The sequence below is a fragment of the Rhodoferax sp. TS-BS-61-7 genome (assembly GCF_002943465.1).
Lineage (GTDB): Bacteria > Pseudomonadota > Gammaproteobacteria > Burkholderiales > Burkholderiaceae_C > Allorhodoferax.
This window is the reverse complement of record NZ_PTQY01000007.1, coordinates 15,570-41,260: the sequence shown is the minus strand read 5'-3', so window position 1 is coordinate 41,260 and position 25,691 is coordinate 15,570. Positions and strand designations below refer to the sequence as shown.

Genomic DNA, 25,691 nt, shown 5'->3' with positions numbered 1-25,691 from the left:
CGCTGGCACGTTCAGGGGTGCTGGTTGGCGCCCTGCAGTTCGCCCGACAGAATGCGTTGCACACCGGGTCGCCCGTTTCTCACCGCACGCACCAGGCCTGCCGCTACGTCAGCAGCCAAGATGGGGCGGTAATTGGCCGGTATCAGCGGCCCCAGCCAGCGAGATACATTGAGCGCCAAAATCTCGCCTTTGCGCACGGGTTGATCCAGTGACGCGCGGTTGCCCGCCAGCATGGACGGCTGTGCAATGGAGACGCTCTGGTAGCCGATGGAAGACACGGCAGCTTCCATCGCGCCCTTGGTCCGGTTGTAGAAAATGCTGGATTTTGGGTCTGAGCCCATGGCACTCACTACTCCTAATTTTGTAGCGCCTTGCGCATATCCTGCAAGGGCTACAGCCATAACCGCTTCATAGTCCACGGCGCGAAAGGCCTGCTGGCTCCCCGCCACCTTGATGGTGGTGCCCAGACAAATAAAAACATCGTCGGTTCGCGGCAGCTCGGGGAGCGCCGCGAAGTCGACGATGTGTTGGGTCAGCTTGGGGTGGGTGAGGGGCAGCGTGCGCCGCCCCAGACTGTGTACCGCGCTGTACTGCTTATCGGCTAGAAGAGCCGCCAGAACCTCGCGGCCCACGAGACCCGTTGCCCCCGCCACCAAAGCCACCCGAGCGGCCACCACCGCCGAAGCCTCCTCCGCCACCACCACCGTATCCGCCACCGCCATTGCCGCCTCCGTTGCGGTTGCCACCGCCGTAACTGCGGCGAGCGCCGCGCTCGGCCATCATATCGACGCTGGTGCGCATCGGGTCAGGCTGACCGGCAGGTGCGCGCGGTGCACGGGGTTCGTTGGCAAAACCAGCAGGCTGGCCCATGCCGGGACCGCGGCCACGGCCTTGGCCCTGGGGCGGGCGTGCGCCTTGCGGGCGTGGAGGCTGGAATTCGCCGCTGCGGTCGACACCACGGCCTTGGCCGCCACCGTTACCACCGCCGTTGCCGCGTGGACCCTGGCCACCACGGCCACCGCCATTACCGCCGTTACCACCACCATTGCCACCGCCGCCGGAGCGTGCGCCGCCCTGGCCGGCCTTGCTGTCACGCACGCGTTGCAGCATTTCGGTGCGGGCGGCTTTGGCAGCGGCCTGCATCACGTCGCGGCTAGGCGGCTTGCCTGCGCCGCCCCAAATGGTCTGGCGGCCCATGGCGATGGGTTCGCCCTTTTCGCCGGGTTCGGGGCCAAAGCCGTCGATGACCTTGACGTCAATCTTTTGCTTGGTGAAGCGCTCGATGTCCTGCATAAAGCCTTCTTCGTCCAGGCACACCAGGTTCACTGCAGCGCCGTCAGCACCCGCGCGGCCGGTACGGCCAATGCGGTGTACATAGTCTTCGCTGACGTTCGGGATTTCGTAGTTCACCACGTGCGGCAGGTCGTCAATGTCGATACCGCGGGCGGCAATGTCGGTGGCCACCAGGGCGCGCACATCGCCGCTCTTGAAACCGGACAGCGCCTGGGTACGAGCAGCCTGGCTCTTGTTGCCGTGCAGCGCCATGGCGGTGATGCCGTTTTTTTCCAGGAACTCGGCCACGTTGTTGGCGCCAAACTTGGTACGGGTGAACACCAGCACCTGGCTCCAGTTTTGCTCGTTGATGATGTGGGCCAGCAGGGCCTTCTTCTTGCCACGGCCCACGGGGTGGATCACTTGCGTGATGCGCTGCACCGTGGTGTTGCGCGGTGTCACCTGCACGCTTTGCGGGTTCTTCAGCAGGCCATTGGCCAGCTCGCGAATTTCATCGCTGAAGGTGGCCGAGAACAGCAGGCTTTGCTTTTCTTTGGGCACCAGGGCCAGCACCTTCTTCACGTCGTGGATGAAGCCCATGTCCAGCATGCGGTCGGCTTCGTCCAATACCAACATTTGCACTTGACCCAGGTCCAGCATGCCTTGTTGGGCCAGGTCCAGCAGACGACCGGGAGTGGCCACCAAAATGTCCACGCCCTTTTTGACCTTGGAGATTTGCGGATTCATGCCCACGCCGCCAAAGATGACGGTGGAGGACAGTTGCAGGTACTTGCCGTACTGGCGCACGGACTCTTCCACCTGGGCGGCGAGTTCGCGGGTGGGGGTCAGCACCAGGGCACGGATGCCGGTGCCGCCAAATTTGTTTTGCGCGCTGCGGCTCATGGAAAGGCGGTGCAGCAGGGGCAGGGTAAAGGCTGCGGTCTTGCCGGTACCGGTCTGGGCGCCGCCCAGCAGGTCATGGCCTTCCAGCACCAGCGGAATCGCCTGGGCCTGGATCGCAGTGGGGGTCTCGTAACCCTGCTCGCGCACGGCTTTGACAATGGCAGGGGCCAGGTTCAGTTCTTCGAAGTTCATTGGATAGATGCGTCCGTCCGGGACGCTTGGGAATCGGCCGTTCTGCAGGCACAAAGGCCGGCAGTCAGTCAAAGGCAGATGGATTCAAAAGTGGGACGCCCTGTGTCGTGGGGTCCCCAGCAAGGTGCTGGTATTGCGGGCAACTGAAGCGCCGCAATGGGTCGTATTGTCGCATGCATTGCCTTGGTGGCCGAAAAGAGGTGTTGCAAGGACCTCAAAACACGGGCTAAGCGCCGTAACAATCTGTCACGCTACTGGTGCAAACGGTCAGGGTTGTGGAGAATGGGCGCACGATGAAGAAATACCTGTTGCGGCGCCTCGGCGTGGCCCACGATCCGGGAGCGACCAAGCCCTCGCTACAGGCTTGCATCGAGGTGGTGCTGGAGCAAAGTGATGCGGTGATCGACGACGTCATCGCCGGCTTGCAGCTGGCAACCTCCGAGGCCCATAGCAAGAAAGGCCTGCACGCCCGCCAGAACCCCCAGCGCCGTGCCGTGGTGGAGGCCTTGGCCCAACAGAAAAAAGAATTCCAATACGCCTTTTCCACGGCCTTGCGTTCCGCTGTGTACGGCGGCACGGCGCGGCATCAATCTACCCCGGCCCGGGTGCGCTTCGATGACTTCCAGTTTCTGGAGGAGGAGCAGATCGACGCCAATATCGAATTGGCCATGACCGAGCAGGAAGTCCTGCTGTCCGTGGACACGGTGTTGCCGGCCTTCAATGGGCTGGTAAGCAGCTTGTTGGGTTGGAGCAGCGTACAAGCCCACCTGAACCCGCTCAAACCCGAAAACTTTGTTTATGCGCTGCGCGAGTCCTTGGCCCAGTGCATTCCGGCGGATGAGGCCCGCGCTGGTGTTATGGGGCCTGCCGCCAGCTTGTTGGGGGCGGCACTGGCCCAGCTGTACCGCGAAATGGTGGATTGGTTGCGTTCCCAAGGTGTGGAGCCCGTGGTGCCCCTGACGGGTGGCACCGGTCCGTTTGGTGCGCCGGTGAAGGGGGCTGAAAACTCGGTCACCCGTACGCTGCTCACGCTGGACAAGCTGCGCCGTCTGCTGTCCGGTGAGCTGGACCCCAGCGGGGCCGCGGCCGGCGCCAAAGACTTTACCCACACGGTGCCTGCCTCGTTTGAAGCGCTGGAAGACATGAAGTTGGTAGAGCCCATGATGAAGCGCTTGGCCGAGCGCGCGCGCTTGGCCAACCCGGAGGGCCTGCCCGGGGCGCCCCCTGCGGTGGCCCCGCGTGTGTCCAAAGAAGCGGTGCGCAGCAAGGCCCTGGGCCAGCAGCTGGGGGAAGAGGTCGTGCGTCTGATGCTGGACAACCTGATGCAAGACCGGCGCATGCTGCCGGGCATCCGCCAGAACCTCAAGGCCATGGAGCCGGTGTTGTTGCGCTTGTCGCACACTGACCCACGTTTCTTCAGTGAGAGAAAACATCCGGCGCGCCATTTTCTGGACAAGATCACGAGCCGCAGTCTGGCCTTTACCTCGGTCGAGGAGCCTGGTTTTACGCGGTTTCAGAAGACCCTGGACAACGCCGTCAGCGTGCTGTCGGGAGGGGAGGGCGATGCGAATGCCTTCGCCCGTTTGCTGCGCAAACTCGAAGACGGCTGGGCGCAAGAAGAACACCAACATCGCCAGCGTGCGGAAGAAGCGGCACGCAGCCTGCTGCATGCTGAACAGCGCAATATGCTGGCCCAGCGGTTGTCAGAAGAATTCATGGGGCGGGTGGGCAGCAAGCGTGTGCCGGAGCTGGTAGTGACTTTTCTGCGTGGCCCCTGGGCCCAGGTGGTTGCGGAGTCGCAGCTGCGCTGTGCCGATGGCTCGCAGGACGCTGATGGTTACTTCGCGCTGGTGGACGACCTGATTTGGAGTGTGCAGCTGCGCCTGACCAGCCGCAACCGGGCGCGCCTGGTGGACATGGTGCCGCAAATGCTGGTCAAGCTACGCCAAGGGCTGCAGCGTATCGATTACCCCGAAGACCGCATTCCACCGTTCTTCGACGGTCTTATCAGCATCCACGAGCAGGCTTTTGAGGCTGGGCGTGTGGTCGCGACAGAGGGGGGCACCACGCCTGCCCTGGTGCCCAGGGTGGATGCCGCAGAGCTTCAGGTGCCCGACGATGACGAGCTCTGGATGGCGGACGACGAGGTGACGGACTCTGGCTTCATGCGCGACAGCGAGGAGTTGCCGCCTTCCATGCCTGATGCTCCCCAAGCGGCAGATCCGGCCCTGCAAAACACCTGGGCTGCCGAGAGTCTGGGCACCGGGTCCTGGGTGGACCTGGCGCTGGATGGCGTCTGGGTGCGCGCCCAGTTGACCTGGGCCAGCCCGCACCGCACCTTGTTCATGTTCACCTCTGCGGGCGGGGGGGCGCACTCCATGTCCCGCCGCACGATGGACCGTCTGCGCGACATGGGCCTGATCCATCTGGTGTCCGACGGCCATGTGATGGACAACGCCCTGGATGCCGTGGCCCAGGCCGCCCTGCGCAACGACCTGGAAAAGGGCGAAGCCAGCACCTGAAACGCTGGGTGTGCGGGCGCTTGGGGGTGAGGCAGTCGATAATGGCGGTTTATCGCTGAAAAAATCGAATCGCAATGGCCCAATACGTTTTCTCCATGAACCGCGTCGGCAAGATCGTGCCGCCCAAGCGGCACATTCTTAAAGATATCTCCCTGAGCTTCTTCCCGGGCGCCAAAATTGGTGTCTTGGGGACCAACGGCTCCGGCAAGTCCACCTTGCTCAAGATCATGGCCGGTGTGGACAAGGAGATCGAAGGCGAAGCCATCCCCATGGCGGGTCTGAACATCGGTTACCTGCCCCAGGAACCTCAGCTGGACCCCACCCAGACCGTGCGCGAAAGCGTGGAAGCCGGCATGGGCAAGGTATTTGCCGCCAAGGCCCGCCTGGAAGAGGTCTACACCGCCTATGGCGCGGAAGACGCCGACTTTGACGCGCTGGCTGCCGAGCAGGCTGAGCTGGAAGCCATCATTGCCACCGCCGGCACCGACTCCGAGCACCAACTCGAAATCGCCGCCGACGCGCTGCGCCTGCCACCCTGGGACGCCAACATTGGCGTGTTGTCCGGCGGTGAAAAACGCCGCGTTGCGCTGTGCCGCCTGCTGCTGTCCAAGCCCGACATGCTGTTGCTCGACGAACCAACCAACCACTTGGACGCCGAATCGGTGGACTGGCTGGAGCAGTTCCTGCAGCGCTACTCTGGCACCGTGGTGGCCATCACCCACGATCGCTACTTCCTGGACAACGCGGCCGAATGGATTTTGGAACTGGACCGTGGCTCCGGCATTCCGTACAAGGGCAACTACTCCGACTGGTTGACGCAAAAGGGCGCGCGCCTGGAAGCCGAACAAAAGGGCGAAGAAGCCCGCGCCAAGGCCTTGAAGAAGGAATTGGAATGGTCACGCCAGAACCCCAAGGCCCGCCAGGCCAAGAGCAAGGCCCGTCTGGCCCGCTTTGAAGAACTGAGCGACTTCGAATACCAAAAGCGCAACGAGACCAACGAAATCTTTATCCCCGTGGCCGACCGCCTGGGTAGCCAGGTGATTGAGTTCAAGGGCGTGAGCAAGTCCTTTGGCGACCGCGTGCTGATCGACAACCTGAGCTTCAACATTCCTGCTGGTGCTATCGTCGGCATCATCGGCCCCAACGGTGCCGGTAAATCGACGTTATTCAAGCTGATTGCCGGCAAGGAAAAACCGGATTCGGGCGAAGTGGTGATCGGCTCCACCGTGAAGATGGCGTTTGTGGATCAGCACCGCGATGCACTGTCCGATGAAAAAACCGTGTGGGAAGACGTGTCCGGTGGACTCGACATCCTGAACGTGGGCAAGTTCCAGATGGCCAGCCGCGCCTATTGCGGCCGCTTCAACTTCAACGGTGGTGACCAGCAGAAGAAGGTGGGCATGTTGTCCGGCGGTGAGCGCGGGCGCTTGCACCTGGCCAAGACCCTGATTGCGGGCGGCAACGTGCTGATGCTCGATGAACCATCCAACGACTTGGATGTGGAAACCCTGCGCGCCTTGGAAGACGCGCTGCTGGAATTCGCTGGCACCATGCTGGTCATTTCCCACGATCGCTGGTTCCTGGACCGTATCGCCACGCACATTTTGGCGGCCGAAGGTGACAGCCAGTGGACCTTCTTTGACGGCAACTACCAGGAGTACGAAGCCGACAAGAAGAAGCGCCTGGGTGAAGAGGGTGCCAAGCCGAAACGGATGCGCTACAAAGCACTGAAGTAAACGACCGTTTTCCGCCGTCCAACCAGGGCCCATTGCCATGACCGTGCCTTCTCCCCACTATGCCGCGCTGTACCAGGCCACCATTGAGGACGCAGCATCCGGTGGGCAGGCCATCATGGGCAAACTGGTGGCGGCGGTGCGCAAGTCAGTGCAGGAACGTTTGGGCTCCGCACGCGACTACCGTGAGCGTGAGGTGCATGAAGACTCCCTGAAGCTTTTGCATGCACAGGAGCCTGAGTTGCGCCTGCAGTATCCACAAGCCTTGTTGGCAGCCTTTAGTGGCCCCGTGTCATCCCCCAAGACCACCGTCCTGAGCATGGCCGAGGTGCAGTTTGACCAGCTCGAACTGATGGATGAAGTTCAGGTTCAGGAAAGCGTGACCATGGCACGCGCGCAGCAAATGGCCATGCTGGCCGCCGAAGCCAGCCTCACCGAGCTCAACACCCTGATTTGCGCCACCCTGGGGCTGGCGACTGTCCGTCCGGAGCGCAACCCCCTGCGCCCCGACGTGTATTTGCAGGCGCTCAAATTGGTGGTTGAGCGCACGCCTGTGCCGGCCGCTATGCGCCTGGACTGGCTCACCACCATGGGCGTGGCCCTGGGGGCTGAGCTGCGCGAGTTGTATACCCGCCTAGCCGCCCGCATGCGGTTGGAGGGTGTTGTTGCCGCTGGTTATGCCGTGGTGCCCACGCCCGGTACTGGGGTGGGCAAGGCTGCTTCTACGAATGTGTCACACGGCACGCCGGGCAGTACCGAGCGTGAAGCCCAAATTGCAGCCGAGTTGCGCACTCGCCGTGCCGCAGATCCTGCCTTGCTGACCTTGGACCGTTTGCGCAAACTGCTGTCGGGGGAGCTGGACGCTCAGGGCACGCCCCACCGGGTGGCAGCCTTTGCGCAGCAGTTTGCCCGTGAGTTTGAAGGGGAGGCCCTGCTGGCGCCCCAGGCCCCGCAGGATGGCGGCTTTGCCGCGACCGTGCCCGCCGCTTTCGAGGCCTTGACCGAAATGAAGCAGGTGGACCGCGTGGTGCAGCGCCTGGAGCAGCGTCGCGGCGCGCCGGTGCGCATGGCGCAGGCCGGAGCAGTGCAGCTGGCCTGCGAGGCAATCCGACGCAGCGCTAGCGGTGTGGCCCAGGCCCTGAGCCTGGAGGTGGTCAACCTGATGGTGGACAACATTGCGCGCGACCCACGCCTGCTGGTGCCCGTGCAGGAGCTGGTGCGCAGCCTGGAGCCTGCGCTGATGCGTTTGGCGTTGGTGGATCCACGGGTATTTACGGACAAGGCGCATGCTGCCCGTGGCTTGGTGCAGGAGATCACGCACCGCAGCCTGGCGTTTGCGACCGAGCAGACGACCGGGTTTGCCGGTTTCTACCAGGAGGTTCGGGACGCGGTTGCGCCCTTGACCGAAGTGGATGTGCAGGGCCCAGAGCCTTTTGAAATTGTGCTGGCTCAGCTGCGCGCCTCGTGGGATGCGGCGGCCAAGGCGCAGGAGGCCTCGCGTGCGCAGGCCATGCAGGCACTGCAAAAAGCCGAGCAGCGCAACCTGCTGGCCGAAAAGATTGCCCGTGAAATCGACTCCCATCCCGATGCGGCCCAAGTCCCCGAGGTGGTGATTACTTTCTTGTGTGGCCCGTGGGCCCAGGTGGTGGCGCAGGCGCGCCTGCAGGGCGGCACAGGCTCCAGCGCGGCCGACAAATACCAGGCCTTGATCTCGGCCATGTTGTGGAGTGCCCATCCGGAGTTGGCTCGCACCAATGTCGCCAAACTCACGCGCCTCGTACCGCTGTTGATCAGCACTCTGCGCGAGGGGTTGGAGATCATCCGCTACCCGGCCACCAAGACCAGCGTTTTCCTGGAGGCCCTGATGGGCTTGCACCAACAGGTGTTTCGTTCTGCCACCAAAGCGGAGCCTGCCGTGCCGCCGGTTGACGCGCCGCTGCATGTGCATAAAACACGGCCGGTGGAGGATGGTGATCCTTGGGTCGCTCCCGAAGAGGCACGCGAGTCCAACTTCATCGAGTTGCCCGAGGAGCCAGAGGCCGGTGCCCCGGTGGCGGTTACAGACACGGCGGCGGCTGGTGCGCAGCCAGCCGTGCCGATGCCTGCTGCCGGTACCCTGGCTAGTGGGGCTGTCTTGCCCCTGGGTTCTTGGGTGGAGTTGATGACCAACGGAGAGTGGGTGCGCACCCAGCTCACCTGGGCCAGCCCGCATGGCACCTTGTTCCTTTTTACCAGTGTGTATGGCACCACACAGTCCATGACGCGCAGAACCCACGACAAGTTGGTGGCAGCAGGGCAATTGCGCATGATTTCCGGTCAACCCGTGGTGGACGGCGCACTGGATGCGGTGGCCCAACAGGCCATGCGCAATAGTCTGGACTCTACGCTGTAAGCAGGCGCTGGCGCACCAGGCCAATGTGGTTGCGCAGGGTGTAAAGCTCGTCGGTGTACGAGAGCGGCACGATGATTTTTTCTACCTTGCTCTCCAGCGCATTGAGCTCCGTCAAAAGTTCGGGGGCACTGCCCGGCGACTCTTCTAACCGCTCTTCTATTTCGCGTAGCTGGCCGTACCAGCGAAACACGCGCGAGCGAACCCGGAAGGCGTAGAGCGGCGGGGCTATCTTGCCCAGCGGCAGCAGCACGGCAATGATCAGGCCTAGCGCCAACCACATACGCTCGATCAGGTTGGCCAGCGTGAAGGGAATGTAGCGTTGCAGCGAGGGCACGCCCGTGCGCATGGTGCGTTCTGCCTCGGGTGCGAGGGGGTACTCGGCGTTGCCAGCATTGGGGAATTCACGTGCCCGGTTGAACCAGCCCGCCTGGCCATGGATCTGCATGGCCGCCTGCGACAGCAACTGGCGCAGCGCCGGGTGCACGTCGTCGCGCGCCAGCATGCTGGTGGTGGTGGCAATCAGGTGCACATCCTGGGTGGGGAGTTTGCGGGCCAGGTCCACAATGCCATTGGGCAGGGTGGCAGGCGTCACAAAAGGCAGTCGACGGGCATAGGCCTCATTTTGGTGAAAATCCATCAACCGAATGCCCGGTGTTTGCAGCAGCATTTGCACAATGGGAGCTTCCGGGGCGGATGCAAACACCACGGCATCGAGCTGCCCTTGCAGTAGTTTGACGGTGGCAGGGGTTTGGTCCAGCTGTGACAGCGTGATGCTCTTGGGGGCAACGCGGTTCATGTCCAACAGGGTTTGCATCAGCGTGGGCACGCCGCTGCCAGCGGCGCCTACGTTGACCCGCATATGGGCCAGCTGTGTCAGTGAGCTGAGTTGTCCGCTGGGTGTTACCGCCTGGGCGGAGGCGCTGCGGTAGAACAACCAGATCGGCTCTACAAACAGATTGCCCAGCGTGACCAGCACTTCTGCGTCTTCGGCCTGTGCCTGGGGCGAGGTCGTTCCGCCTTGCACAAAGCCAGCATCGGCCTGCCCGCTGTGCAACAGCTCCAGGTTGGCAGAAGAGCCATCGGTCGTGAGCAGCTCGACCTCGATGCCACTGGCTTGCAAGGCCTTGGCGTAGCGTTGGCCAAACTCGGCGTAAGCACTTTGCGCGGGACCGGTAGCGAGGGTGATCTTCTTGGGCGGCATCGGGTCCAGCCACCAATAGGCCAGCCACAGCAAACCTGCGGCGGCGATGACAAAAGGGCTGGCCGATGTGATCAGGTCGCGCAGCGACAACAGCACATAACGCACGGATTTGGGCAACTGGGGCAGCTTCATGGCGGCAGACTAGAGCGGGTGCTCGTTGTAAAAACGGCCACCGTGGTACAGCAGTGGTGAGGCACCTGCCCGGTGGTGGCAGCGCTCTACCTCCCCCACAAAAATGACATGGTCGCCTTCCTCGTAGCGGCTGCGGTTGAAGCATTCAAACGTAGCCACTGCACCCTCCAGCAGCGGCGCACCGCTGGCGCCTAACGCGAAGGCCACACCGTGGTAGCGGTCCACATCTTTGGCGGCAAACTGGCGGGCCAGTGCCTGCTGTTCGGCGCCCAGGATATTGATGGCGTAATGCGAGCCTGTGCTAAAGGCCGCCATGGAGCCAGCACTGCGGGCCAGGCTCCAGAGTACCAAGGGGGGGGCCAGCGATACCGAATTGAAAGAGTTGGCGGTGAGGCCGACCAGATCGCCTTGGGGCGTGCGGGCCGTGACGATGGTGACGCCGGTGGCAAACATGCCCAAGGCCTCGCGGAACTCTGTGGTCGAAAAATCTGGGGGACGCGCCTGTTGCGTCGTGGTGGGGGAGCGCATCTTCGCAATTTAACTGGTTTTGGCCGCTGCCTTGCCCTGTCGGCCCGCAAAAGCGCTGGTCAGCAGGCATCCTACAATGGAGTCATGCGATTTCAAACCTGTGCATCCTTGGTTTTTGCTATGTTTTCTATAGCTTCTCACGCAAATACAACAAGGGCTTGCGTCGATTATGCGTCAAAAATACCAAGTGTCACGCCCGCCTTGTGCGAGGCCGCTGGCATGCGGGACATGCAGGGCCGCTCGGTCAAAGGGCGCGTATTGTGGGGGACCGATATCCAACCCGCGGATGCCAACTTCCGGGTTCTGGTGGTGGGCGGCATCCACGGCGATGAAATGTCCTCCAGCTCGCTGGTCTTCCACTGGATTGGTTTGGCGCAGAATCCGCCGTCTGACATGTCCTTGTCCATCCATTGGCGCTTTATTCCTTCGCTGAATCCGGATGGCCTGTTTGCCAAACCCTCCCGGCGCACCAATGCCAGTGGCGTGGATCTGAACCGCAACTTCCCCACACCCAACTGGGCGCGTGACGCCCGCATGTACTGGGAGTCCCGCACCAAACGCGACCCGCGCCGTTGGCCTGGCAACAAACCCTTGTCAGAACCTGAGTCGCGCTTTTTGCTGGAGCAGATGGACAGCTTCAAACCCAATTTGATTGTGAGTGTGCATGCCCCGTATGGGGTGCTGGACTTCGACGGTCCCTCGGTGCCACCTAGCAAACTGGGGCGCCTGTACCTGGACCAGGTGGGCATCTTTCCGGGTTCTCTGGGCAACTATGGTGGTATCCACAAACGGGTGCCAGTGGTCACCATTGAGCTGCCTAGCGCCTCGCGCATGACCCAGGATGCCGAGACGCGGCAGATGTGGATGGACCTGCTGCGCTGGACCTCCGAGCGCCTGGGGCCCGCCCAGGTTGCCAAAACTCCCTGAGGCCCTCCATGCTAGACGTCCTGATTGTGGGAGCGGGTTTAGGCGGTTTGGCAGCCGCCATTCGCCTGCGAGCCAGCGGGGTGCAGTCTTTGTTGGTACTGGAGCGTGCCCGCGAAGTAGGCGGTACCTGGCGGGACAACGTCTACCCCGGTTGTGCCTGTGACGTGCCCTCGCACATGTACTCGTTCTCCTTCGAACCCAATACCGAATGGACACGCCCCTACCCGCAGCAGGCCGAGATTCAGGACTACATCCTGCGCGTCACGGACAAGTACCAACTGCGCCCCCTGATCCGCTTCGGTACAGAGGTCACGGCGCTGCGCTGGCGCGCAGAGGCGAGCTGTTGGCAGGTCGAGGTGGCGGGGGGAGAGCCCCTGCAGGCACGCCATGTGGTGCTGGCCACCGGCCCTTTGAACAAACCCTTGGTGCCAGACATTCCGGGTGTGCAGGACTTTGCGGGCGTGGCCTTCCACTCCAACCAATGGCGCCATGACGTAGACCTGCGGGGCCTGCGTGTGGCTGTGGTGGGTACGGGGGCCAGTGCGGTGCAATTTGTACCGGAGATTGCCAATGTGGCGGCGCAGGTGCATGTGTTCCAGCGCACTGCGGCCTGGGTGCTGCCGCGCTGGGACCGGCCGTATGGGACATTCAAACGTTGGGTCTACCGCCATGTGCCGGGCTTGCAGCGCCTGAGCCGCTGGCGGGTGTATTGGTTCAACGAAGTGGTGGGCATGGGTTTTATGGGGTCCCTGCGCATGCAGGCGCTGCTGCGCAAGCTGGCCTTGCACCATGTGGCGCGCCAGGTGCGCGCACCTGCCATGCAAGCCGCGCTGACCCCCCATTTCAACCCGGGCTGCAAACGCCTGTTGATCTCCAATACCTGGTTCCCAGCGTTGCAAAAAGAGCATGTGCAGTTGCACACCCAGGCGGTGGTACGCGTGACGCCCGAGGGGCTGGTGGGGACGGATGGCACCCTGACCCCCTGCGATGTGATTGTGTGGGGCACGGGCTTCAAGGCCACCGAGTTTGTGGCCCCTATGCAGGTGTTTGGCGAGGCAGACGACGGCGTGGTGCCAGAACTCAGCGCCCGTTGGCGCACTGCGCCGGCCGCCACCAAACTGGGCATCACAGTGGCTGGTTTTCCCAATCTGTATTTGCTGGTGGGGCCGAACACGGGCCTGGGGCATAACTCGCTGATTTTTATGATCGAGTGCCAGGTGCACTACATCGTGCGGGCCTTGCAACACCTGCGTCGCACGGACCAACAGGTTTTACGCTTGCGGGCCGCAGTGGCGGATGCCGACTATCGCCAGGTGCAAGACAAGATGCAGAGCACGGTGTGGGCCTCGGGTTGCCACAGCTGGTACCAAAACGCGCGGGGTGACATAGACACCCTGTGGCCGGGCTACACGTGGCAGTACTGGCTGCAGACCCGCCGTTTCAAGGCAGACGACTACCTTTGACGCTTACGCGGCAGGGTCGAGTTGGCCGCGCGCCTTGTCCAGCCAGATCTGCAGGTTGTCGAGCAGGCCCTGTTGGCTGAAGGAGCAGCTCTCCTCACTGAACAGCGCACTGGACTCCAGCCGGTCCAGCAGTTGCAACAAGACCTCGCGGTAACGCGGCCCCAGGGCTTCGAGCAAGGCCTCTTGGGTGCGCGCCAGCTCCGACAAACCGTGCGCACCCAGCGCGCCCTCGCGCAACTGGGTGAGGCCGGTCTGCAATGTCTGCCATTGCGCAAGCGCGGTGGAAGACATGCGGGTTTAGTGGCCCAGGATCTTGGACAAGAAGTCTTTGCTGCGCTCGCTCTGCGGGTTGTTGAAGAACTCGTGCGGCGTGTTCTGTTCCACGATCTGGCCCTGGTCCATGAAAATCACACGGTCGGCCACGGCCTTGGCAAAGCCCATTTCGTGGGTCACGCAGATCATCGTGATGCCTTGGTTGGCCATTTCGATCATCACGTCTAGTACTTCCTTGATCATCTCGGGGTCGAGCGCCGAGGTGGGCTCGTCGAACAGCATGATCTTGGGTTTGAGGCACAGGGCGCGCGCAATGGCCACACGCTGCTGTTGGCCACCAGACAGCTGCAAGGGGTACTTGCTGGCTTGTTCGGCAATACGCACGCGCTTGAGCTGCTCCATCGCCTTTTCTTCGGCTTCTTTCTTGGGCATCTTGCCCACCCACATGGGCGACAGTGTCAGGTTTTCCAGCACCGTAAGGTGGGGGAACAGGTTGAATTGTTGGAACACCATGCCGACTTTTTTGCGCACGTCGTCAATCGCTTTCACGTCGTCGGTCAGCTCCACGCCGTCCACGGTCAGGTTGCCTTGCTGGTGTTCTTCCAAGCGGTTGATGCAACGAATCAGCGTGGACTTGCCGGAGCCCGATGGGCCGCAAATCACGATGCGTTCACCCTTGGTGACGGTCAGGTCGATATCGCGCAGCACGTGGTAGTTATTGCCGTACCACTTGTTGACTTTGTTGAAGGTGATGATGGGTTCAGACATATTCGTTCCTTAGCGGAGTTTGCTTTTGTTGACTTGCTTTTCGATCCACAGGCTGTAGCGGGACATGGCAAAGCAGAAGCCAAAATAAATCAGGGCGATGAAGAGGTAACCTTCGATCTTGAAGGGGCGCCAGTCAGCATCCGAGTTCAGGGCCAGGCTCATGGCACCGGTGAGTTCGTAAAGGCTCACGATGGTGACCAAAGACGTGTCCTTGAAGGTGGAGATGAAGTTGTTCATGATGCCCGGCACCACCATGGCCAGGGCCTGGGGCAACACAATCTTGCGTTGGGTCTGCCAGTAGCTCAGGCCCAGCGTGGCGGCGGCTTCAATCTGGCCCTTGGGCACGGCCTGCAGCCCACCGCGAATCACCTCGGCCATGTAGGCTGCGGCAAACAGGGTGATACCGGCCAACACACGCACCAGCACGTCGATATTGAAGCCCTGCGGCATCAAGAGCGGGAACATAAAGGACGCCATGAACAGCACCGAGATCAGTGGCACGCCGCGGATCAACTCCACATAAATGGTGCAAAAGGTCTTGATGGCGGGCAGCTTGGAGCGGCGGCCCAGCGCAATCAGCAAGGCAATGGGGAAGGCCATGGCCATGGACAGCGAGGCCAGCAGAATGGTCAGCGGCAAGCCGCCCCAACGGTCGGTTTCCACGCGGCTCAGGCCCAACATACCGCCGTACATCACCACAAAGAAGAAGGCCAACACCGCAATCCACAAGGGGACCAACCATGCCTTCCAGAAGGCGCGCATGCAGCTGCCTGCGAGCAGAGCACACAGCAGCAGGGTCGATATGAGGGGGCGCCATTGCTCCTCGAAGGGGTAGCGGCCAAAGATGATGATGCGGAATTTCTCCGCCACCACGCCCCAGCAAGCGCCAGCACCCTCGGCATTGCACAGTTCAAATTGCGGTGTCCAAACGGCACTGAACAGAGCCCAATGCAGGAAAGGTGGCAGCACCTTCAGCAGCACGGCCGCTACCAGCAGGGTGCCCACCGTGGTCTTCCAGTCACCAAACAGGTTGCTGCGGATCCAGGCCACCAGCCCTTCCGTTTTCACGGGGGCGGGGCGCGCAGCGATAGGTTCAAAAGTAGTTGCGCTCATGGTCAGGTCTTTAGCGTTCTTTGATGGCGGAGCGGGTGTTGTACCAATTCATCGCAACCGATGTGAACAGCGAGGTGCTCAGGTACACCAACATGATGATGGCAATACATTCCACAGCGCGGCCGGTCTGGTTGATGGCGGTATTGGCAATCGACACCACATCGGGGTAACCAATGGCCACCGCGAGCGAGGAGTTTTTGGTCAGGTTGAGGTACTGGTTGGTGACGGGCGGGATGATCACGCGCAGCGCTTGCGGCAACATCACCAGACGCATGGTCTGGCCGCGGGAGAGACCCAGAGCCGCTGCGGCTTCCGATTGGCCCAGGGCCACGGACTGGATACCGCCGCGCACCACTTCGGACACAAAGGCCGCGGTGTACACCGTCAGGCCCAGTAATACGGACAGATATTCCGGTGTCAGCGCGCCACCGTTTTCCACTGCAAAGTCGCCTTGCACCGGCATGTTCAGGGCGGTGGGCGCACCACCCAGAATCCAGCCCAGCAGACCACAGGCGAGCACGATGGCCACAGGAACCCAGAACATGCTCTTGGCCTTGCCGGTGGCCTCAAACGCACGGTAAGCCCATTTGCGGTACAGCCAGGCTGCCACCACGCCAGCCAGCAGACCCCAGGCACCCCACACATGGCCACTGGCCCATTCGGGGATGGGGAAGTTCAGCCCGCCCTTGCTCAGGAACAGTGGCCCCAGTGTCAGGGGCTCGTTCGATGCGGGCAGCACTTCCGTGAACAGCAGGTACCACATCAGCAATTGCAGCAGCACCGGGATGTTGCGGAAAAATTCCACATACACCGCACACATGCCGCGGATCAGGGCGTTGCGCGAGAAGCGCCCCACGCCAATGAGCACGCCCAGCAAGGTGGTGAGGATGATGCCCACCACCGCCACGCGCAGGGTGTTGACAAAACCGACCAGGTAGGCGCGCCAGTAGGACTCGCCCGAATCGAAGGCAAACAGGCTTTCGCCAATGTCAAAGCCGGCAGGGCTGGACAAAAAGTCAAAGCCGCTCTGGATGCCACGCAACTTCATGTTGGTGGTCGTGTTGTGGGCCAGATACAGCACCGTGACCAAGACCACCACGATGGCGATCACTTGGTACAGCAGGCCGCGAAACGCCTGGCTGCGCCAGGACCACGATTTCTTGGGAGGAGAGGAGGGGGTGGACATAGCGCCCTTTGATGAACTAGAGAATCACGCAACCAGTTGAAAAGGGCAGCGCATGGTGTCTGCGGCTGCCCTTTTTCAGAACGAAGCCAGTGTTAACCGCTTCGCAACACCGACTTAACGGACGGGAGGTGCGTACTGCACGCCACCCTTGTTCCACAGGTTGTTCAGACCACGTGGCAGTTGCAGAGAGGACTTGGGTCCGACGTTACGCTCGAAGATTTCACCGTAGTTGCCGGTGGTCTTCACTGCGCGTGCCAGCCATTCTTTGTCCAGACCCAGCAGCTTGCCGGTGTCTTCGGTGGAACCCAGCAGGCGGCCGATCACGGGGTCCTTGCTGCTGGTCTTCAGGTCGTCCACGTTGGCGGAGGTTACGCCTGCTTCTTCGGCTTCCAGCAGACCGTAAATGGTCCACTTCACGATGGTGGTCCACTCGTCGTCACCGCGGCGCACCATGGGGCCCAGGGGCTCTTTGGAGATCAGCTCGGGCAGGATGATGTGGTCAGCGGGGTTCTTGGCCACCTTGTTACGGGTGGATGCCAAACCGGACGCGTCGGTGGTGTAAGCCACGCAACGGCCAGCGAAGTAGGCACCTTCAGCGGCTTCGAGCTTTTCAAACACGATCGGCTTGATACCCAGGCCGTTGGCCTTGGAGTAGTCGGTCAGGTTCTTTTCGGTGGTGGTGCCAGACTGCACGCACACGGTCTGGCCCTTGAGCTGCTTGGCGCTCTTGAGCTTGCTTTTCAAGGGAACCATGAAACCTTGGCCGTCGTAGTAGGTCACGGCGGTTTGGGTCAGGCCCAGGGAAGCATCACGGGTCAGCGTGAAGGTGGTGTTGCGCGACAACACATCAATTTCGCCAGACTGCAGGGCGGTGAAACGGGCTTGCGCGTTCAGGGGAACGTACTTCACTTTTTCGCCATCACCCAGCACCGCAGCGGCCACGGCGCGGCACACGTCCACGTCCAAGCCTGTCCACTTGCCGTTGGAATCGGCAGCACCGAAACCGGCCAGGCCTGTGTTCACACCGCAAACCACTTGACCACGCGCCTTGATGGCGTCCAGGGTTTTACCGGCGTGCGCGGGTGCAGCCAATACGGCGCCCAACGCGGCGACCACGGTGGCCAGGGTTTTCAGTTTCTTGATGCTCATAAATAGTTTCTCCAAATAAATGAATCAGCAGGGTGCACCACATTGGTGTCTGCCACCCGATTCTGACGCTGAACTGTAGCGCCGGTGGGCAAGTGCCCTCATCCGGGTTTACCATCGAGGCGGATGCAAAAAAGTCATAACCTGATTCTTGGGCATCCAGCCTCTCCGTACCAAATAGTTAGCAGAATCCATGCCACGAACGCCCACTTCTGGCGCATGGCTATGGTTCTTTCGCATAAGGTTATGCGCATTGTGTTGTGGGTGTGGCGCGGGTGCTGCACAGGGCAGAATCGCGGCCATGCGAACCTCTGAAGATTTCACGCTGGGCAAGCCCTTGCAAGGCTGGCGCCTGCGCCTCTACACCATCATTTTTGAGGCCGACACCCGCGCCGGCCGTTTGTTCGACCAATGGCTGATCGCGGTCATCCTCGCCAGTGTGGTGGCGGTGGTGGTGGACAGCGTGCAGGGAGTGGGGGAGCGCTACTACCCCTGGTTTACGGCGCTGGAATGGGTGTTTACGGTGGCCTTTACGCTGGAGTACCTGGCGCGCCTGGCCTGTGTGCGCCACCCCTGGCGTTACGTGCTGAGTTTTTATGGTGTGATTGACCTGCTGGCCCTGCTGCCCACCTATGTGGCGCTGCTGGTGCCGGAGGTGCATGCGCTGATTGATGTGCGGGTGCTGCGCCTTTTGCGCGTGTTCCGCGTCTTCAAGCTCACGGCCTATGTGTCCGAGTACCAGTCGCTGGGGCGCGCCCTGGCAGCGAGCCGGCGCAAGATCATGGTGTTTCTCTCGGCCGTGCTAATGATTGTGCTGGTCATGGGCACGCTGATGTATGTGGTGGAGGGGCCGGCCAACGGTTTCACCAGCATTCCCACCGCGGTGTACTGGGCGGTAACGACCATGACCACGGTGGGTTTTGGCGACATCACCCCCAAAACCGACCTGGGCCGGTTTATTGCCTCTTGCATGATGTTGCTGGGCTGGGGCACCTTGGCGGTGCCTACCGGCATCGTCACCGCCGAAATGACGGCCCGGCGCACCGCTGAGCCGCTGCCCACCACCCGCACCTGCCACGAATGCCTGACCGAGGGCCACCTGCCCGAGGCCCGCTACTGCCTGCACTGCGGTGCCCACTTGCCCGCCTACCTGCGCGAAAACCCCTGACCCCTATAACCACAAGGAGACACCATGTTCGAAACCGCTATCGCCGGCAGCCTGCCCAAACCCGCCTGGCTGTCAGAGACCGAAAAACTCTGGCCCCAGTGGAAGCTGGCTGGCCCCGAGCTGCAGCAAGCCAAAGCCGATGCCACGCTCTTGTGGATCAAGGCGCAGGAGGATGCGGGCTTGGACGTGGTGGGCGACGGCGAGCAAAGCCGACAGCACTTTGTGCACGGCTTTCTGGAGCAGGTGGACGGCATCGACTTTGAAAACAAGGTCACCATGGGCATCCGCAACAACCGCTACGACGCGCAAGTGCCCCAGGTCATTGCGCCCTTGAAGCTCAAGGGTCGCGTGCACGCCTTCGAGGCGCAACTCGCCCGTGCCCACACCAAGAAGAAACTCAAGTTCACCCTGCCCGGCCCGCTGACCATTGTGGACACCGTGGCCGACCGCTTCTATGGCGACAAGAAGAAGATGGCCTTCGCGTTTGCCGAGCTGCTGAACCAGGAGGCACTGGCGCTGCAGGCCGATGGCGTGGACATCATCCAGTTCGACGAGCCGGGCTTCAACGTCTACATGCAGGACGCCGTGAACTGGGGTGTGCAGGCGCTAGAGATTGCGGCCAAGGGCCTGACCTGCACCACCGCCGTGCACATTTGTTACGGCTACGGCATCAAGGCCAACAACGACTGGAAAGAAACCCTGGGCCAGGAGTGGCGCCAGTACGCGCAGGTGTTCCCCGCGCTGGCCGCCAGCAGCATTCAACAAGTTAGCCTGGAGTGCTACCACTCCCACGTGCCGCCAGACCTGATGGCGCTGCTGAAAGACAAGGACGTGATGGTCGGCGTGATCGACGTGGCAAGCGAGGTGATCGAAACCCCGGAGCAGGTGGCCGACACCATTGGCATCGCGTTGCAGCATGTGCCCAAGCACCGCATCTTCCCCTGCACCAACTGCGGCCTGGCCCCCATGAGCCGTGAGGTGGCGGTGAAGAAGCTGGAAGCGCTGGCCCAGGGCGCGGCGCTGGCGCGCCAGCGCTATGGCGTGTGATTGAGCATGTTTTAGGCCTCTATCCCACGTGGATGCTGCGCGAACAGCTACTAAAAACGTAGCAGTTTGCGCAAGCTAGAGCCTTAGCCCTTCGCCACTTCCAGCACCAGCTTGCCAAAGTTTTCGCCGTTGAACAGTTTGAGCAGCGTGTCGGGGAAGGTGTTGAGGCCCATCACCACGTCTTCCTTGCTCTTCATGCGGCCGTCCTTTAGGTAGCCTGCCATCTCGGCCACGGCCAGGTGGTAGCGGTCGGCGTAGTCGAACACCACAATGCCTTCCATGCGTGCGCGGTTGACCAGCAGGCTCAGGTAGTTTTTGGGGCCCTGCACGGCGGTCGTGTTGTTGTACTGGCTGATGGCGCCGCAGATGATGATGCGGGCCTTGCGGTTGATGCGGGCCAGCACATCGTCCAGAATTTCGCCGCCCACGTTGTCAAAGTAAATGTCCACGCCCTTGGGTGCGTGCTCTTTCAAACCGGCGCGCACGGCACCGGGGCCGGCCTTGTAGTCGATGCAGGCGTCAAAGCCCAGCTCTTTCACCACCCAGTCGCACTTGGCAGCGCCACCGGCAATGCCCACCACACGGCAGCCTTTGATCTTGGCCATCTGGCCCACAGTCTGGCCCACGGCACCGGCCGCGCCGGACACCACCACGGTTTCGCCCGCTTGCGGCAGGCCCACGTCCATCAGGCCAAAGTAGCCGGTCATGCCGGGCATGCCCAGCACGTTGAGCCATTGGGTCAGCGTGCCGGCGCGCAGGTCGATCTTCACCAGGCCATTGCGCTTCATCTCGTCTTGGGCAATGGTGATGTACTCCTGCACGCCAAAACCTGCGCTCACGTGGTCGCCCACGGCGTACTTGGGGTTCTTGCTGGCCACCACCACACCCACACCACCGGCGCGCATAACTTCGCCAATGCCCACGGGCGGGATGTAACTCTTGCCTTCGTTCATCCAGCCGCGCATGGCAGGGTCCAGGCTCAGCGCCAGGGTCTTGAGCGTGACGCCGCCCTCGGCGGGCTCGGCCACGGGTTCGCTGGTGTGGCTCCAGTTGGCGGCAGTGGGCATGCCCACAGGGCGGGCGGCCAGGCGGATTTGGTGGTTGACGAGGTGGGCGAGGGACATGACGGACTCCTGAAAAATGGGGGCGGCACGCAGGGTGTCAGCCGGGGAGCGCATGGTAGCGCCGCACTCACCGCCGCGGGGTAGCCAAGGTGACAAACGGTTTGGGGGCTGGCTCTAATCCCCGCAACTGCCACCACAGCCGTGGATAGCTTGGGCTGGCAGGCGCTCGGGTTGGCCCAGTGCGCCAGTGTGCGGGTCGTAGCCGGCTGAACGCAAGTGCAATGCCAGCGATGCATCCATGCTCTGCGCGTGCTGGGGAAACCACAGGCCCAGCTCGCGCGCCATCTGGCGCACCACGGGCAGGTCGCCAGCGTGGCCGCGGGCTTCGCCCTCGCGCATGACCTGCAAAATCACCTTGTGCTGGGTGGCGTGGCAGTTGCCGGCGGCAAAGCCGGTGGCCAGCATCCACTGGTCTTCGCGGTCAAAGTGGTCTTGCGTGTGGGCAATCAGGGCCGACCAGTGGGGCAGCAGCGCGTCGTCCGCGGCCTGCACCACCTCGGCCAGCAGCGCCACAAACTCCTGGTGCGTTTCGTCCATCACCGGCATGTCCAGGGCGAGGGCGTCGCTCCATTGCAAGGGGGTGTCCAGGGTGTGGGGCAGGGCGGTGGTGGCGGTCATGGCGGGGTCTCTGGAAATGGGGTTCCCAGATTAGCCAGACCGGCTGCGGGGCGTCTTGACCCACATCAGCCGGTGTGCACTCTTCTGGGTTGATAATGCCGCGCAGCCCCTCTGTGGCCGCCCTTTGGTGCCTTGTTCCCGGCTTTACCCTGCTTGACGCCCGCCATGACCCTTTCTTTTGCGCCCCCCGCCATCGCCGCCCCCCAGGACCTGGACGCCACCCTGCGTACCCAGGGTTATGCCGTGGTGAGGCCGCAGCAGGTGGCGACGCTGGCTGGGCTGGACCTGGCCGCCCTGCTGGCCTGGCGCCCGCTGTGGGACGACCTGCCGCCCGACGCCTACCTGCGCGATGGCGGCCGCTACCGCCGCCGTCGCCATGCCTGTTTTGTGGTGGACGGCAGCGCCGTGGCGCTGGCGCCGCACCGCCCGCACTGGCAGCCGGTGGAATACAACGCCTTGCACGGCGGCATGCAGCGCCACTTTGAACCCATGCAGGCGGCCCTGGTGGCGCAGCCTGCCTGGCAGCAGCTGTTGGCCTGGCTGGGCCAGGTGGCCAGCGCGCTCAAGGGATCGCACACCTGGTACACCGAGGCGCACCAGTTCCGCATCGACACCACCGACGGCATTGGTCGCCCCACGCCCGAGGGCGCGCACCGCGACGGCGTGGACCTGGTGGCCGTGTTCCTGGTGGGGCGCGAGGGCGTGAAAGGCGGCGAAACCCGCGTTTTCGAGGCGGATGGCCCCAATGGCCAGCGCTTCACGCTGACCGAACCCTGGTCGCTCTTGCTGCTGGACGACCCGCGCGTGGTCCATGAGTCCACCCCCATCCAGCCGGTGGCCGACGGTGGCCACCGCGACACGCTGGTGGTGACCCTGCGGGCCGGTAACTTCCAGGGCGAACCTGCCCGCTGAGGCGGTGCCGTACACCCCATGTCCTGCACCCCCGAAGATCTGAACAAACGCTGCCAGGAGCTGGCCGCCAAGTGGCAGGCCTGCATGCGCCAGGCCGGGCTGGACAGCTTTGTCGAATTTGCCGTATCGGTCTCCAGCCTGACCGAGTTTCTGGAGAGCCACGGCCTCTCGGGCCTGCACCAGAGTGCGCACTCGCTGGAGCAAAAAGTACTCTCGCTGATGGACCAGTTGATGGATCCGTCTGCCGGCGGCACGCTGCCGGTTGGCGCCAGCACGCTGTTGGGTGTGCAGGTGCAGGAATTTGGCGCGCGTGCGCAGGCCTTTATCCAGGGCCACTCGTCCCACCAGGCCGAGCGCCGCCAGGCGCCAGACGCCCCCCACGACGCCACGCCCGTGAGCACCCTGGTGCCGCCCAAGAAAATTGTTTTTGTAACCGACACCCCCACCGCCTGGAAAGACCTGGTGGCCCAGGTTGGCTTCTTTCATGTGCAGGTGGAGTTGCTGGGCACGGCCCAGACACTGCCCTCGGTGCCCGAGCCGGCTATGGTGCTGGTGGACGCGGCCCGCCGCCCGCTGGCGGCTTTTGTGGCGCAGGTGCAGACGCTGCGCGGCCAGTTTTCGGCCAGCCACATCGTGGGCCTGAACGTGGGGGTGGACTTTGAGAGCCAACAGCAGGCGCTGAGCGCGGGCTGCGACGCCTGCTTTGCCACCGGCACCCAACACGCGGCCATCATGGCGCGCATCGTCAAGCTGTGCAGCAACGAGGAAGAGCCGCCTTACCGTGTGCTGGTGGTGGAAGACTCCAAGACCGCTGGTGCCATGATCCGCCGCACCCTGTCCGAGGCGGGCATGCAGTCGCTGGCCATCACGCGCCCGCAGGACGTGCTGACCGCACTGGCCTCCTTCCAGCCCGACCTGGTGCTGATGGACATGTACATGCCCGGTTGCACGGGGGTGGAAGTGACGCGCGTGATCCGCCAGCATGCCGAGTTTTTGTCCACACCTGTGGTCTACCTCTCGGGTGACAGCAATGTGGCGTTGCAGGTGGACGCGCTGCGCCTGGGCGGCGACCACTTCCTCACCAAACCCTTCAACCCGGTGATCCTCAACGCCGTGGTCAAAAGCAAGATCGACCGCTACCGCACGCTGCGCCGCACCATGCTGCACGACAGCCTGACCGGGCTGCTCAACCACACTACTTCCAAGCAGCAGTTGCAAAGCGCCATCAACGCTGCGCGCCTGGACGGCAGCGGCCTGTGTGTGGCCATGGTGGACATCGACCATTTCAAGTCGGTCAACGACACCTACGGCCACCCCATGGGTGACCATGTGATCCGCAGCCTGTCGTGGTTGCTCAAACAACGCGTGCGCAAGAGCGATGCCGTGGGCCGCTACGGCGGCGAAGAGTTTGTGGTCATCCTGCCGGGCTCGCAGGCCGATCAGGCGCACACCGTGCTGGACCGCATCCGCGTGGACTTCTCGCGTATCCGCCATCCCGTAGACGACGGCTGGTTCAGCTCCAATTTCTCGGGCGGCATTGCACAGTGGAACCCGGATCTGGATTCCGAAGCCCTGCTCAAGCGCGCCGACGAGGCGCTCTACCAGGCCAAGCGTGCAGGGCGTAACCAGGTGCAAGTGCTGCAGCCCGGCTGATACGCCCCATTTTTAAGCCAAATCGGCCTCTGAAGCTCGTAGATACTGCGCAAGCAGCTCCTGAATTAATAGCAAACAAGGCGGCAGCTTAGGCCGCCGCCATATCCCCTGCGGCCATGCCGGGCGTCAGCAGGCGCTGCACCAGCTCGCGCACCGTCTTGATCTGGCTGCCAAACGGCAGCTCCCCCGCACCGCGGAAGAACAGGCCTTTTTTGGTGTCCCCGCGCAGCGCCGCAGCCAGCTGGTTGTCGATGCAGAACTGGCCCCAGCCCGGCAGGCCGTCGCGCAGGCCGCACTGGGCCAGGCAGTCAAAGCTCTTGGTGCAGCGCGCCTTTACGTGGGCCACGGCCTGCAACTTGGGTTCGATCTTCAGGTAGGCGCGTAGCCAGGGCGTGGCCACGGCGCGAGCGGGCAGGCCTGCCACGCTGGTGAATTCCAGCATGTCTTCGGGCCGGGCTTCGGCCAGCACGCGTTTGAATTCGGCATGGGCATCACTTTCTTCGGTCACCGCAAAGGCCGTGCCCAGCTGCACCGCATCGGCCCCCAGCGCCTGCAGGCGGGCAATGTCTTCAAAACTGCGCACACCACCAGCCGCTATCAGCGGGATGTGTTGCTCGTAACCCGCGTCCTTGAAGAACTGGCGCACCTGCGGGATCACGTTTTCAAAGTCAAAGCGGGTGTCCTGCAGGTCGGCAATTTTGGCGGCGCCCAGGTGGCCGCCGGCCAGGCGCGGATGTTCGATGACGATGGCGTCGGGCAGGCGCTTCTTGCGTTCCCACTTTTTCACCAGCAGCTGCACGCCGCGCGCGTCGGACAGGATGGGGATCAGCGCCGCTTTGGGATGGTCCTTGGCCAGGTCGGGTAGGTCCAGCGGCAGGCCCGCGCCCACCACCACGGCGTCAATGCCGCATTCCAGGGCCTTGGTCACGTTGGCGGCGTATTCGCTCACGGCGCGCATCACGTTGATGGCCAGCAGACCCCGTCCACCGGTGCTGGCCCGGGCGGCCTGGATTTCGCGCTCAATAGCGATCAGGTTGGCCGCATTGATGCCCGCCTTGGCGGCATCCCCCGGCGCTAGTTCGCGGGTTTGGTCCATCAGGTCGGGGTGGTGGCGGCGCAGGTCCACGCTGGACAGCGTGCCCACTCCGCCCAGGGCCGCCACGCTGCCGGCCAGCCGGTGGCCCGAGATGCCGATGCCCATGCCGCCCTGCACAATGGGCAGCAGCGTGCGCCCGGCCAGGCGCAGGGCGCCCAGACCGCTGTCGCGCAGCCAATCGCCCGATTCGCGGGCTAAAAACGGCCATTTGGTACTTGCTTGGGTCATGGTGTGCTCTAAGATAGCGGGCGTTGGACAGTCATACAGCTTAGGGCGCGGCCTGCGGTCTGGCTTTGAGGTGGGTCAACTTGCTGGCAGTTGG

Annotated in this window: 21 protein-coding genes; 9 read left to right on the top strand and 12 right to left on the bottom strand. The window is 62.9% G+C overall.

The features are described 5' to 3' along the window. Positions 1–11: 11 nt before the first annotated feature. Positions 12–632, bottom strand: coding sequence for a nucleoside-diphosphate sugar epimerase (locus C5F53_RS16805; protein ID WP_236635417.1), 621 nt, complete (start codon positions 630–632; stop codon positions 12–14). Beyond that, positions 595–2,367, bottom strand: coding sequence for a DEAD/DEAH box helicase (locus tag C5F53_RS16800; RefSeq protein ID WP_105262556.1), 1,773 nt, complete (start codon positions 2,365–2,367; stop codon positions 595–597). The genes C5F53_RS16805 and C5F53_RS16800 overlap by 38 nt, the downstream gene beginning before the upstream one ends. 293 nt (positions 2,368–2,660) lie before the next feature. Here C5F53_RS16800 and C5F53_RS16795 point away from each other — a divergent pair, with 293 nt between their 5' ends. The 3 genes from C5F53_RS16795 to C5F53_RS16785 all read left to right on the top strand — a co-directional run bounded on the left by C5F53_RS16795 (position 2,661) and on the right by C5F53_RS16785 (position 9,014). Further along, positions 2,661–4,889, top strand: a complete 2,229-nt coding sequence (locus C5F53_RS16795; protein WP_105262555.1) for a DUF1631 family protein — start codon at positions 2,661–2,663, stop codon at positions 4,887–4,889. 74 nt (positions 4,890–4,963) lie between these two features. Then, entirely contained in the window at positions 4,964–6,625 is a 1,662-nt protein-coding gene (ettA, locus tag C5F53_RS16790) for an energy-dependent translational throttle protein EttA (RefSeq protein WP_105262554.1), read from the top strand. A gap of 37 nt (positions 6,626–6,662) precedes the next feature. Then, positions 6,663–9,014: a DUF1631 family protein gene (locus C5F53_RS16785; protein WP_105262553.1), complete on the top strand. Its 2,352-nt coding sequence runs from the start codon at positions 6,663–6,665 to the stop codon at positions 9,012–9,014. Here C5F53_RS16785 and C5F53_RS16780 read toward each other — a convergent pair. After that, positions 9,004–10,347, bottom strand: a complete 1,344-nt coding sequence (locus C5F53_RS16780; RefSeq protein ID WP_201740880.1) for a TAXI family TRAP transporter solute-binding subunit — start codon at positions 10,345–10,347, stop codon at positions 9,004–9,006. The genes C5F53_RS16785 and C5F53_RS16780 overlap by 11 nt on opposite strands. A gap of 9 nt (positions 10,348–10,356) precedes the next feature. Next, positions 10,357–10,875 carry a flavin reductase family protein gene (locus C5F53_RS16775; protein WP_105262552.1) on the bottom strand — a complete coding sequence of 173 codons (519 nt, stop codon included), beginning with the start codon at positions 10,873–10,875 and terminating at the stop codon, positions 10,357–10,359. A gap of 219 nt (positions 10,876–11,094) precedes the next feature. Here C5F53_RS16775 and C5F53_RS16770 point away from each other — a divergent pair, with 219 nt between their 5' ends. Together C5F53_RS16770 and C5F53_RS16765 are read left to right on the top strand one after the other, a co-directional pair. Continuing rightward, on the top strand, positions 11,095–11,802 hold the full coding sequence (locus C5F53_RS16770; protein ID WP_236635416.1) for a M14 family murein peptide amidase A: 708 nt from the start codon (positions 11,095–11,097) through the stop codon (positions 11,800–11,802). A gap of 8 nt (positions 11,803–11,810) precedes the next feature. Then, a complete protein-coding gene (locus C5F53_RS16765; RefSeq protein ID WP_105262550.1) occupies positions 11,811–13,265 on the top strand; it encodes an NAD(P)/FAD-dependent oxidoreductase in 1,455 nt (484 codons plus the stop codon). Between the two features lie 3 nt (positions 13,266–13,268). Here the strand turns inward: C5F53_RS16765 and C5F53_RS16760 are convergent, their stop codons facing one another. The 5 genes from C5F53_RS16760 to C5F53_RS16740 form a co-directional block, all read right to left on the bottom strand. Beyond that, positions 13,269–13,556 (bottom strand): hypothetical protein, encoded by a 288-nt coding sequence (locus C5F53_RS16760; RefSeq protein ID WP_105262549.1) that lies wholly within the window; start codon positions 13,554–13,556, stop codon positions 13,269–13,271. Between the two features lie 6 nt (positions 13,557–13,562). Then, positions 13,563–14,306: an amino acid ABC transporter ATP-binding protein gene (locus C5F53_RS16755; protein ID WP_105262548.1), complete on the bottom strand. Its 744-nt coding sequence runs from the start codon at positions 14,304–14,306 to the stop codon at positions 13,563–13,565. Positions 14,307–14,315: 9 nt separating this feature from the next. Next, positions 14,316–15,419 carry an amino acid ABC transporter permease gene (locus C5F53_RS16750; protein ID WP_105262547.1) on the bottom strand — a complete coding sequence of 368 codons (1,104 nt, stop codon included), beginning with the start codon at positions 15,417–15,419 and terminating at the stop codon, positions 14,316–14,318. Between the two features lie 10 nt (positions 15,420–15,429). After that, positions 15,430–16,605 (bottom strand): amino acid ABC transporter permease, encoded by a 1,176-nt coding sequence (locus C5F53_RS16745; protein ID WP_105262546.1) that lies wholly within the window; start codon positions 16,603–16,605, stop codon positions 15,430–15,432. A 114-nt stretch (positions 16,606–16,719) separates the two neighbouring features. Then, positions 16,720–17,754, bottom strand: coding sequence for an amino acid ABC transporter substrate-binding protein (locus C5F53_RS16740; protein ID WP_105262545.1), 1,035 nt, complete (start codon positions 17,752–17,754; stop codon positions 16,720–16,722). 298 nt (positions 17,755–18,052) lie between these two features. Here C5F53_RS16740 and C5F53_RS16735 point away from each other — a divergent pair, with 298 nt between their 5' ends. Further along, on the top strand, positions 18,053–18,919 hold the full coding sequence (locus C5F53_RS16735; protein WP_105262544.1) for an ion transporter: 867 nt from the start codon (positions 18,053–18,055) through the stop codon (positions 18,917–18,919). Positions 18,920–18,943: 24 nt separating this feature from the next. Continuing rightward, a complete protein-coding gene (locus C5F53_RS16730) occupies positions 18,944–19,966 on the top strand; it encodes a methionine synthase (protein ID WP_105262543.1) in 1,023 nt (340 codons plus the stop codon). 83 nt (positions 19,967–20,049) lie between these two features. On the opposite strand, the gene C5F53_RS16725 is transcribed toward C5F53_RS16730, so the two are convergent. Continuing rightward, complete coding sequence (locus C5F53_RS16725; protein WP_105262745.1) at positions 20,050–21,090, bottom strand: NADP-dependent oxidoreductase; 1,041 nt, start codon at positions 21,088–21,090, stop codon at positions 20,050–20,052. Between the two features lie 114 nt (positions 21,091–21,204). Then, positions 21,205–21,708: a hemerythrin domain-containing protein gene (locus C5F53_RS16720; protein ID WP_105262542.1), complete on the bottom strand. Its 504-nt coding sequence runs from the start codon at positions 21,706–21,708 to the stop codon at positions 21,205–21,207. Between the two features lie 165 nt (positions 21,709–21,873). On the opposite strand from C5F53_RS16720, the gene C5F53_RS16715 reads away from it, so the two are divergent. After that, complete coding sequence (locus C5F53_RS16715) at positions 21,874–22,620, top strand: 2OG-Fe dioxygenase family protein (RefSeq protein ID WP_105262541.1); 747 nt, start codon at positions 21,874–21,876, stop codon at positions 22,618–22,620. 18 nt (positions 22,621–22,638) lie between these two features. Continuing rightward, positions 22,639–24,273 carry a diguanylate cyclase gene (locus C5F53_RS16710; RefSeq protein WP_201740879.1) on the top strand — a complete coding sequence of 545 codons (1,635 nt, stop codon included), beginning with the start codon at positions 22,639–22,641 and terminating at the stop codon, positions 24,271–24,273. 88 nt (positions 24,274–24,361) lie between these two features. Here the strand turns inward: C5F53_RS16710 and C5F53_RS16705 are convergent, their stop codons facing one another. After that, positions 24,362–25,597, bottom strand: a complete 1,236-nt coding sequence (locus tag C5F53_RS16705) for a nitronate monooxygenase family protein (protein WP_105262540.1) — start codon at positions 25,595–25,597, stop codon at positions 24,362–24,364. Between the last annotated feature and the right edge of the window lie 94 nt (positions 25,598–25,691).

What these genes read in the sequence shown, in the direction of transcription:
- C5F53_RS16800 (WP_105262556.1), bottom strand. Translation starts at nt 2,367, where the DNA reads ATGAACTTCGAAGAACTGAACCTGGCCCCTGCCATTGTCAAAGCCGTG.
- C5F53_RS16795 (WP_105262555.1), top strand. Translation starts at nt 2,661, where the DNA reads ATGAAGAAATACCTGTTGCGGCGCCTCGGCGTGGCCCACGATCCGGGA.
- ettA (WP_105262554.1), top strand. Translation starts at nt 4,964, where the DNA reads ATGGCCCAATACGTTTTCTCCATGAACCGCGTCGGCAAGATCGTGCCG.
- C5F53_RS16785 (WP_105262553.1), top strand. Translation starts at nt 6,663, where the DNA reads ATGACCGTGCCTTCTCCCCACTATGCCGCGCTGTACCAGGCCACCATT.
- C5F53_RS16780 (WP_201740880.1), bottom strand. Translation starts at nt 10,347, where the DNA reads ATGAAGCTGCCCCAGTTGCCCAAATCCGTGCGTTATGTGCTGTTGTCG.
- C5F53_RS16775 (WP_105262552.1), bottom strand. Translation starts at nt 10,875, where the DNA reads ATGCGCTCCCCCACCACGACGCAACAGGCGCGTCCCCCAGATTTTTCG.
- C5F53_RS16770 (WP_236635416.1), top strand. Translation starts at nt 11,095, where the DNA reads ATGCGGGACATGCAGGGCCGCTCGGTCAAAGGGCGCGTATTGTGGGGG.
- C5F53_RS16765 (WP_105262550.1), top strand. Translation starts at nt 11,811, where the DNA reads ATGCTAGACGTCCTGATTGTGGGAGCGGGTTTAGGCGGTTTGGCAGCC.
- C5F53_RS16760 (WP_105262549.1), bottom strand. Translation starts at nt 13,556, where the DNA reads ATGTCTTCCACCGCGCTTGCGCAATGGCAGACATTGCAGACCGGCCTC.
- C5F53_RS16755 (WP_105262548.1), bottom strand. Translation starts at nt 14,306, where the DNA reads ATGTCTGAACCCATCATCACCTTCAACAAAGTCAACAAGTGGTACGGC.
- C5F53_RS16750 (WP_105262547.1), bottom strand. Translation starts at nt 15,419, where the DNA reads ATGAGCGCAACTACTTTTGAACCTATCGCTGCGCGCCCCGCCCCCGTG.
- C5F53_RS16745 (WP_105262546.1), bottom strand. Translation starts at nt 16,605, where the DNA reads ATGTCCACCCCCTCCTCTCCTCCCAAGAAATCGTGGTCCTGGCGCAGC.
- C5F53_RS16740 (WP_105262545.1), bottom strand. Translation starts at nt 17,754, where the DNA reads ATGAGCATCAAGAAACTGAAAACCCTGGCCACCGTGGTCGCCGCGTTG.
- C5F53_RS16735 (WP_105262544.1), top strand. Translation starts at nt 18,053, where the DNA reads ATGCGAACCTCTGAAGATTTCACGCTGGGCAAGCCCTTGCAAGGCTGG.
- C5F53_RS16730 (WP_105262543.1), top strand. Translation starts at nt 18,944, where the DNA reads ATGTTCGAAACCGCTATCGCCGGCAGCCTGCCCAAACCCGCCTGGCTG.
- C5F53_RS16725 (WP_105262745.1), bottom strand. Translation starts at nt 21,090, where the DNA reads ATGTCCCTCGCCCACCTCGTCAACCACCAAATCCGCCTGGCCGCCCGC.
- C5F53_RS16720 (WP_105262542.1), bottom strand. Translation starts at nt 21,708, where the DNA reads ATGACCGCCACCACCGCCCTGCCCCACACCCTGGACACCCCCTTGCAA.
- C5F53_RS16715 (WP_105262541.1), top strand. Translation starts at nt 21,874, where the DNA reads ATGACCCTTTCTTTTGCGCCCCCCGCCATCGCCGCCCCCCAGGACCTG.
- C5F53_RS16710 (WP_201740879.1), top strand. Translation starts at nt 22,639, where the DNA reads ATGTCCTGCACCCCCGAAGATCTGAACAAACGCTGCCAGGAGCTGGCC.
- C5F53_RS16705 (WP_105262540.1), bottom strand. Translation starts at nt 25,597, where the DNA reads ATGACCCAAGCAAGTACCAAATGGCCGTTTTTAGCCCGCGAATCGGGC.